General features: G+C 72.7%; 8 protein-coding genes and 1 pseudogene. 5 read left to right on the forward strand and 4 right to left on the reverse strand.

The genetic code is table 11. The features are described from left to right. Nucleotides 1-486: pseudogene (locus tag MTQ10_RS25230) on the forward strand (hypothetical protein); the annotation flags it as partial. A gap of 66 nt (nt 487-552) precedes the next feature. Here MTQ10_RS25230 and MTQ10_RS25235 read toward each other — a convergent pair. After that, nucleotides 553-2,010 carry an MFS transporter gene (locus MTQ10_RS25235; protein WP_247472457.1) on the reverse strand — a complete coding sequence of 486 codons (1,458 nt, stop codon included), beginning with the start codon at nt 2,008-2,010 and terminating at the stop codon, nt 553-555. Nucleotides 2,011-2,109: 99 nt separating this feature from the next. Here MTQ10_RS25235 and MTQ10_RS25240 point away from each other — a divergent pair, with 99 nt between their 5' ends. The 3 genes from MTQ10_RS25240 (at nt 2,110) to MTQ10_RS25250 (ending at nt 4,741) form a co-directional block, all read left to right on the forward strand. Then, nucleotides 2,110-3,036, forward strand: coding sequence for a LysR family transcriptional regulator (locus MTQ10_RS25240; protein WP_247472458.1), 927 nt, complete (start codon nt 2,110-2,112; stop codon nt 3,034-3,036). 44 nt (nt 3,037-3,080) lie between these two features. Next, on the forward strand, nt 3,081-4,292 hold the full coding sequence (locus MTQ10_RS25245; RefSeq protein ID WP_247472459.1) for a helix-turn-helix domain-containing protein: 1,212 nt from the start codon (nt 3,081-3,083) through the stop codon (nt 4,290-4,292). A gap of 62 nt (nt 4,293-4,354) precedes the next feature. Further along, nucleotides 4,355-4,741, forward strand: a complete 387-nt coding sequence (locus tag MTQ10_RS25250) for a hypothetical protein (RefSeq protein WP_247472460.1) — start codon at nt 4,355-4,357, stop codon at nt 4,739-4,741. A gap of 12 nt (nt 4,742-4,753) precedes the next feature. Here the strand turns inward: MTQ10_RS25250 and MTQ10_RS25255 are convergent, their stop codons facing one another. The 3 genes from MTQ10_RS25255 to MTQ10_RS25265 all read right to left on the reverse strand — a co-directional run bounded on the left by MTQ10_RS25255 (nt 4,754) and on the right by MTQ10_RS25265 (nt 7,036). Beyond that, entirely contained in the window at nt 4,754-5,512 is a 759-nt protein-coding gene (locus tag MTQ10_RS25255; protein WP_247472461.1) for a hypothetical protein, read from the reverse strand. A 125-nt stretch (nt 5,513-5,637) separates the two neighbouring features. Further along, nucleotides 5,638-6,354 (reverse strand): isocitrate lyase/PEP mutase family protein, encoded by a 717-nt coding sequence (locus tag MTQ10_RS25260; RefSeq protein ID WP_247472464.1) that lies wholly within the window; start codon nt 6,352-6,354, stop codon nt 5,638-5,640. 151 nt (nt 6,355-6,505) lie between these two features. Beyond that, the gene (locus MTQ10_RS25265; RefSeq protein ID WP_247472462.1) at nt 6,506-7,036 is read right to left on the reverse strand and encodes a carboxymuconolactone decarboxylase family protein; all 531 of its coding nucleotides are present in this window, start codon (nt 7,034-7,036) and stop codon (nt 6,506-6,508) included. A 47-nt stretch (nt 7,037-7,083) separates the two neighbouring features. Here MTQ10_RS25265 and MTQ10_RS25270 point away from each other — a divergent pair. Beyond that, a partial coding sequence (locus tag MTQ10_RS25270; protein ID WP_247472463.1) for a GntR family transcriptional regulator occupies nt 7,084-7,376 on the forward strand: 293 nt, incomplete at its 3' end.

The following is a 7,376-nucleotide window of genomic DNA, read 5'->3' on the forward strand; positions in this document are numbered from 1 at the left end:
ACCCCACCCCCGTCACCGTCCACCCCGCCCTCCGGCTACCGCCGTACCGCCGACCCCGTCGGCTACACGATCGACGTGCCCGAGGGCTGGACCCGGCGGCAGATACAGGGGGAGAAGGCACCGGTGGTGTACTGGGACTCCCCGGACGACGGGCGCCAGATGCAGATCTTCGAACTGTCGGAGCCGACCCCGGCCGACTCCCTCGACCTCGCGGAGCACGACCCCGGCTACGGCTTCTCCGCCCAGCCCGGCTACCGCGCCCTCGACCGGGTCTCCGGCCCCGGCTGGGCGGAGCTGACGTACCGTTACGACGACGCCGGCAAGGGCGCCCGCCGGGTGATCGACCACCGCTTCCGGGCCGCCGACGGCACGCTGTACGCGATCCGCTCCGCCGGCCCGGAGAGCCTGTCTCTGGTCCGGGTCCGCGCCCCGCTCACCACGGCCCTCGCGGCGTTCTGCCCGCAGGGCGCGCGGTGCGAACGGTGAGGAACCGCACGGGGAACCGGGCGCGACCGCCGTAGCGGCCGGCCCCGCCCCGCAGTCGCTGCCGGGTCACCCGGCAGGCGTCCGGCGCCGAGCCACGCCACCGTCCGCCCCGGCCCCCGCCGCCGTACCGCCCGCACCGGGGGCAGCCGCCGTACCACCGCCTCCTGCCGCGCCACGGCCGTGCCCGACGACCACGAGAGCCGTCGCCGCCAGCACCACCACGGCGACGACACGCAGCGCCGGCCCCATGCCGTCGGAGAGGTCCGGGTGGGAGGCGAGGACGGTGCCGGTGACCGCGACACCGAGGGCGGCGCCGAGTTCACGGGCCGAGGTGCCGAGCCCGGAGCCGAGCCCCGCCTGGTGAGGCGGGAGCGAGGTCACCACGCCGAGCGTCAGCGCGGGCATCGACAGGCCCATGCCGGCGGAGATGACCAGCAGGAAGCACGCGTACAGCGGGTACGGCGTGCCCGCGTCCGCCGTGGACACGGCGAGCAGCCCGACGCCGATGAGGGCGAGCCCCGCCCCGATCACCGTGCGCGGGTACGGCGCCCAGCGCGCCGCTAGCTTCGGCACCAGGCTCATCCCGACGACGAGCGGGGTGATGGCGACGCCGGTGAGGGCGGCGCCGTAACCCTTGACGTCCTGTAGATACTGCGAGTTGACGAAGAACAGCGCGAACAGGCCGAAGAAGCCGGTGGCCATGCCGAGGGTCACGGCACGCAGCCGGGGCGCCCGGAACACACGCGGGTCGAACAGCGCGGCTCGCGCACGCAGCGCGTACAGGGTGAACACGGCGATCAGCAGCACGCCCGCCGCGAAGGCCACACCGATGTCCGGCGACGCCCAGCCGTGCTCGGGGCCCTCGATGATGCCGTACAGGACGGCGACCAGACCGGCCGTCAGCAGCAGCGTGCCCAGCGGGTCGAGGTTGCTGCGCGGGGAGCGGGGGGTGCGCGGCGTCGTCAGCGCCACGGCGAGGGCCAGCAGCCCCGCCAGCGGCACCATCACCGCGAACAGCGCACGCCAGCCGAAGAACTCACCGGCCAGACCACCGCCGAGGTTCCCGGCGAGGCCGCCCAGGCCGATCGCCAGCGTCCAGGACGCCATGGCGGACGCGCGGCGCTCCGCCCCCGCCAACTGCACCATGATCGACATGGTGGCGGGCATGATCAGCGCCGCGCCCGCCCCGGACACGCCGCGCCCGGCGATCAACAGCCCGGGATGCGGGGCGAGAGCGCTGAGAGCGGCGCCCGCGGCGAACAGGGCGAGACCGGCCAGCAGCGCCCCCTTGCGGCCGTAGCGGTCGCCGAGCGCGCCCGCGGGGATGAGCAGACCGGCGAAGACGATGACGTAGGCGTCCACCGTCCACAGCAGTTGGGTGTGCGAGGGGTGCGGCGAGGACGCGGCCAGCTGCGGGATCAGCAGATTGACGGCGGCGACCATGCTCTGTGCGACGAGCACACAGGCGCACAGGACGAGGACGACCGGGCGGGTCAGCGCCGGTGTCTGGGCAGGCGAGGACAAGGCTCCTCCCGGAGCGGACGAGTGGTGTGGGATGCCCTGTCACCGTAGGCTCGCCCCAGTCCTTACCTCCAGTGCAACTTCTGCAAGGAACACTTGCACATGACGCAACCCGAAGCTCCCTCGCCCGACGCCGCCGCCGGCGTCGACCTGAACCTGCTGCTCGCGCTCGACGTGCTGCTGGAGGAGCAGAGCGTGCAGGGCGCCGCCCGCCGGCTGCATCTGTCCGAACCCGCGATGAGCCGCACCCTCGGCCGTATCCGCAAGGCGCTCGGCGACCCGGTGCTGGTGCGGGCAGGCCGCCGCATGGTGCCCACGCCGCGCGCGCTCGCCGTACGCGCCGAGGTGAACGCGGTCGTGGAACGGGCCCGCGCGCTGTTCGCCCCGGCCGACACCGACCTGCGCTCGGTACGCCGCACGTTCACGATCCTCGGCCACGACGCGGTCGCCGCCTCCCACGGCCCCGCCCTGTACGCCCGCGCCGCCGCCGAGGCGCCCGGCATCCGCATCCGCTTCCTCGGCGAGGCCCTCGGCGAACAGCCGTTCCTGCGGGACGGCACGGCCGACCTGGAGGTGGGCGTCCTGGACACGACGGCCCCCGAGGTGCACAGGGAGCACCTGTGCGAGGACCGCATGCTCGGCGTCGTACGCCCCGGACACCCCCTCCTTCAGGGCGAGCCCACCCCGGAACGTTTCGCGGCGGCCGACCATCTGACGGTCTCCCGACGCGGCCGGCTCAACGGCCCCGTCGACACCGCGCTCGCCGAACTGGGCCTCACCCGGAAGGTCGTGGGCAGCGTCAGCACCTTCCCGGCGTCCCTGTTCGTCCTGCGCGACTCCGACCTGGTCGGCCTGATCACCTCCTGGGGCCTGCCCCTCGTCCACGCCCTGGGCCTGGCCACCTTCGAGGTCCCGTTGCCCCTGCCGCCCCTGCGCCTCGGCCTCGCCTGGCACCCCCGCCACACCGCCGACCCGGCCCATGCCTGGCTGCGGAGGGCGGTACGGGAGATCCTGACGGGCACGACCTGATCACACGTCAGACGGAGCGGGGCCGGGCGCCGTACTCTCGAAGCATGGTTGAGCACCTGGGAGACCGGCTCTCACGGCTCCGGCGCATGGCCGACCTCACCCAGGAGAGCCTGGCGGAGAAGTCGGGCATCTCGGTCGACGTCATCAAGAAGCTGGAGCAGAAGCGCAAGCATTCGGCTCGCCTCCCCACCCTCCACGCGCTGGCCAAGGGGCTCGGCGTCGAACTGACGGCCCTCCTCGGTGACCCTCCGGGTGTTCCGTCCACCGGCGAGGCGGACACGCCCCGACTCGTCGCCCTGCGGCGTGCCGTGTCGCCACCGATGTTCGCGCCGCCGCCGGAGCCGAGCGACACCGAGCGCCTGACCGTGCCGTTGATGCGCCGGGAACTGTCCGAAGCGTGGACGGTCTACCACGACGCCGACTTCGGGCGGCTCATGGACGTGCTGCCGGGCATCGTCGACGACGCCCGTTTCCTGGCGTCCGTGGGTACGGCGGAGGACCGGGCGGCAGGCCAGGCTGCCCTCGGCAAGGCCCTCCAGCTCGCGGGCCATCTGGCGATCCGCCTCGGCAAGGTGGACCTCGCCCTGTCCGCCCTGGAGCGGGCGATGACGGCGGCGGAACAGTCCTCCGACCCGCTGCTCCCGTCGATGATCGCCAACTCGGTCGCCTGGAACTACCAGCGCCAGAACCGGCTCGACGACGCCGAGCGCCTGGCCGTCCACGCGGCGGACAAGGTCGAGCAGAGCCGGTGGAACACGGCCGAGAGCGTCCGGGTCTGGGGCGGTCTGGTGATGTCCGCGGCGACCTCCGCGGCCCGCTCCGGGGACTATGACACGGCCTCCGACATGATGGGCGTCGCCGAAGAGGCCACGAAACAGCTCGCGAAACTTCCCCCACCTGCCGACGGCAAGCTGGTGTCCGTCTTCAGCCGCTCGTCGGTCCGCATCGAACGGGTACGGCTCGCGGTCCAGCACGCCCGCCCCGACGAGGCCCTCCAACTCGCCAAGGGAGTGCGCCTGTCCGCCGACACCCCACCGTCATGGCGCACCTGGCTCCTCCTGGACGTCGCGCGTGCCCATGCCGACCTCGGCGACGCGGACGGCGCCGTCAAGGCACTCACCCGACTTCGCCAGGTCGCACCCGCGTGGATGAGGCACCACACCCTCGCCGTCGCCATCGTCGGTGACCTCTGGGCGGGCCCCAGGCGCCCACCCGGACTGCGGAAACTCGCCGAGTTCCTGGGATTGGTCACGTAAGGGCGAAAAAGGGGGACGTTCCATCCCTGTGGGTTCTGCCCGCACGGCGGGACCCTTGCCGCATGGCGAACCCGAAGACGCACAACGGCTTACCCCAGGACAAGACCCGCCCCCGCCTCCTCCCCTGGACCCACGAAGGCAAGCCCTGCTGGCTGTCGGCCGCCAGCGAGGGCGGGTTGCTGTCCGGGATGGCCGACGCCATCGAGGCCGACCAACTGCGCGACGCGCGCGAGGTGCTGGCGCGGGCCCGGGGGATGCTGGAGTCCCCGGACAGGCTCGGCGCGCAGGAACTGCGGTTCGTGTGCGTGCGGTTGGCGGAGAGCCTGGCCGAGATGGTCCGGCTCGTCACCTCCCGAGGGCTGCGCCTCGGCATCGACGACCCGGACGCCGACGAACCCGAGGTGGAGGAGCCGCCCTGGCCGTGGCCGCCGGGGCCCGGAACGCCGTAGCGTCAAGTGCCCTCAGGCGCCCAGCTGTTGCAGGCGGTCCACCTCGACCGTCTCGTCCGGGGGCGGCGTCTTCGACGGGACCGGCTTGTCGTAGTCGTCGAAGCGCAGGTCGATGAAGGTCTCCTTGCCGGCGCTGCCGCTCTTCTCCGTCGCCTCCGCCAGCAGGTGCGGCTCGTCCGACGTGACGTACAAGACGTGTTCCTTGCCGTCGTCGGTGCTGCTCAGCGGGATCACGTCCGTGCCGTCGCGGGTGGTCTCGGCGCCCTTGGTCAGCTCCGCCTCGTCGGTGACCTCGCCCTCCACCTCGTGTTGGAACTCCGCCAGATCGCAGGTCTCGGCCATGCCCTTCAGCAGGTCGTTCTCGGTCGTGCCGTGGACATACCGGTCCTTGAACAGCTCCGCCGCCGCATTGCCCTGCGGGCCGGGGAGCTGTGCCTTCCAGAACGCCGCGTCGGGTTTCATCCACACCTGGTCGCCGCGTTTGACCAGGTCGACATGGCCCCCGCCGGAGGCCATGGTCAGCGAGCCCACACAGTTGCCGTCCTGGTCCAGGGCGAGGTCCAGCGCGGCGGGCCGTGTCCGGTCACCGGACGGGGCCTCGCTGCGTTCCGTGTACCGGAGGTGGACCGACTTCGCCTCGAGGAAGTTGTCCTTCGCCTGCTCGGCCAGCTCGTCGGCGCTGAGATCGTCACCGTCGACTGCTGTGGCGACCGAGGGGCAGAGCAGCAGGGACGCGGCCACTGCTGCGGAGATCATCAGTGCTCGGCGCATCCTCCCAGACTACTTTTGGGTGTATTTGTTCGCATTTTCGTACGGCGGGGTCCCACACAGGGCGTTCCGTCACAGGCCCTGCTCGCAGGGCGTTCCGTTACAAGTCCTTCTCACAGGGTGTTCCGTCACAGGCCCTTCGTGATCTCCCGCAGCGCCGTCGTCGCCGCCCGTTGCAGCCCCGGCCCGAACGTGATCCGCGTGGCCCCCAGCGCCCCCAGCTCGGCGGGCGTCGGGCTCGCCCCGACCCCGGCGTGGGCGTTGACGGGCCCCTCGATCCCGGCCCGCAGCAGCGGCAGCGCCTTTGGCGGGGCGAAGATCGGGTACACGCAGTCGGCGCCCGCCGCCACATACAGCGCGGCCCGCTCGATCGTCGCGTCCGGGTCGGTCACCCCGCGCAGGTAGGTGTCGATACGGGCGTTGACGAACAGCCGCCCGCCCGCCGCCTTCCGCACCCCGGCGAGATACTCGGCCTGCTCCCGCGCGTCCAGCAGACGGCCGTCCCGCGAGTCCTCCAGATTGCAGCCGACGGCACCGGCGTCCAGCAGCCGCCCCACCAGCTCCTCCGGCGCGAGCCCGTACCCGTCCTCCACATCCGCCGACACCGGCACGTCCACCGCCCGCGCGATCCGGGCCACCGCCGCGAACATCTCCTCCGCCGGGGTTTGCCCGTCCTCGTACCCGAGCGCGGCGGCCACCCCGGCACTGGGCGTGGCCAGCGCCGGGAATCCGGCCTCGGCGAACACACGGGCGCTCGCCGCGTCCCACGGGCCGGGCAGCACCAGCGGATCGCCGGACGCCCGCCCGTGATGCAGCGCCCGGAACGCCTCCGCCTTCGTGACCATGTCCGCGCTCACCCTTCGGCGCTCCCCAAAGGGATACGACGGGTCTGGACCAGCTCGGCGAGAGCCGGGTCGCCGAGCCTCTTGTCCGCGGGGGCGCTCACCGCCCGCGTCACCTCCCGGACCCTGGCGTCCGGACGGGCCGTGCCTGCCGTCACCCGTGCTGCCCCGGCCGGTAGTTGCCCGGCGTCAGCCGGCACGTCACCCCGAACCGGTTCCAGGCGTTGATCACCGTGATCGCGGCGATCAGCTGCGCCAGCTCCGCCTCCTCGAACAGCGCCGCCGCCTTGTCGTACACCTCGTCCGGCACGAACCCGTCCGTCAGGACCGTGACCGCCTCCGTCAGCTCCAGCGCGGCCAGCTCCTTCTCGGTGTAGAAGTGCCGGGACTCCTCCCACGCGTCGAGCTGCACGATCCGCTGCACGCTCTCACCGGCCGCCAGCGCGTCCTTGGTGTGCATGTCCAGGCAGAACGCGCAATGGTTCAGCTGCGAGGCACGGATCTTCACCAGCTCGTACAGCTTGGGGTCCAGGCCCTTCTTGGCCTCCGTGTCCAGCCGGATCATCGCCTTGTACACCTCGGGCGCCAGCTTCGCCCAGGCCAGCCGCTGCGGGACCGCCGGGGCATAGGCGTCGGAGGGTGCGGACGGGGAGGCGGGGGTGTGAGTATCGGTCTGTGTCGTCATGCCCTCGACCCTAGACACGAAGCTGCCCAGCGGTATGGTCCATTCCCATGGCGGAACCGTGGGCCACTTTCGGCATCGACCTGCACCTGGAACCGGCCGGTCCGGGCCTGCGCCGCGGCCTGACCGACGCCCTGCGCGAGGCCGTCCGCACCGGACGCCTCGCCCCCGGCACCCGCCTGCCGTCCTCCCGCTCCCTCGCCGCCGACCTCGGCATCGCCCGCAACACCGTCGCCGACGCCTACGCCGACCTGGTCGCCGAGGGCTGGCTCACCGCCCGGCAGGGCTCCGGCACCCGCGTCGCCGACCGCGTCCACACCCGCCCGCCCGAGCGGCCCTCAGC

Source organism: Streptomyces sp. XM83C (assembly GCF_023072675.1).
In the GTDB taxonomy this organism is placed as follows: Bacteria; Actinomycetota; Actinomycetes; order Streptomycetales; family Streptomycetaceae; genus Streptomyces; species Streptomyces thermocoprophilus.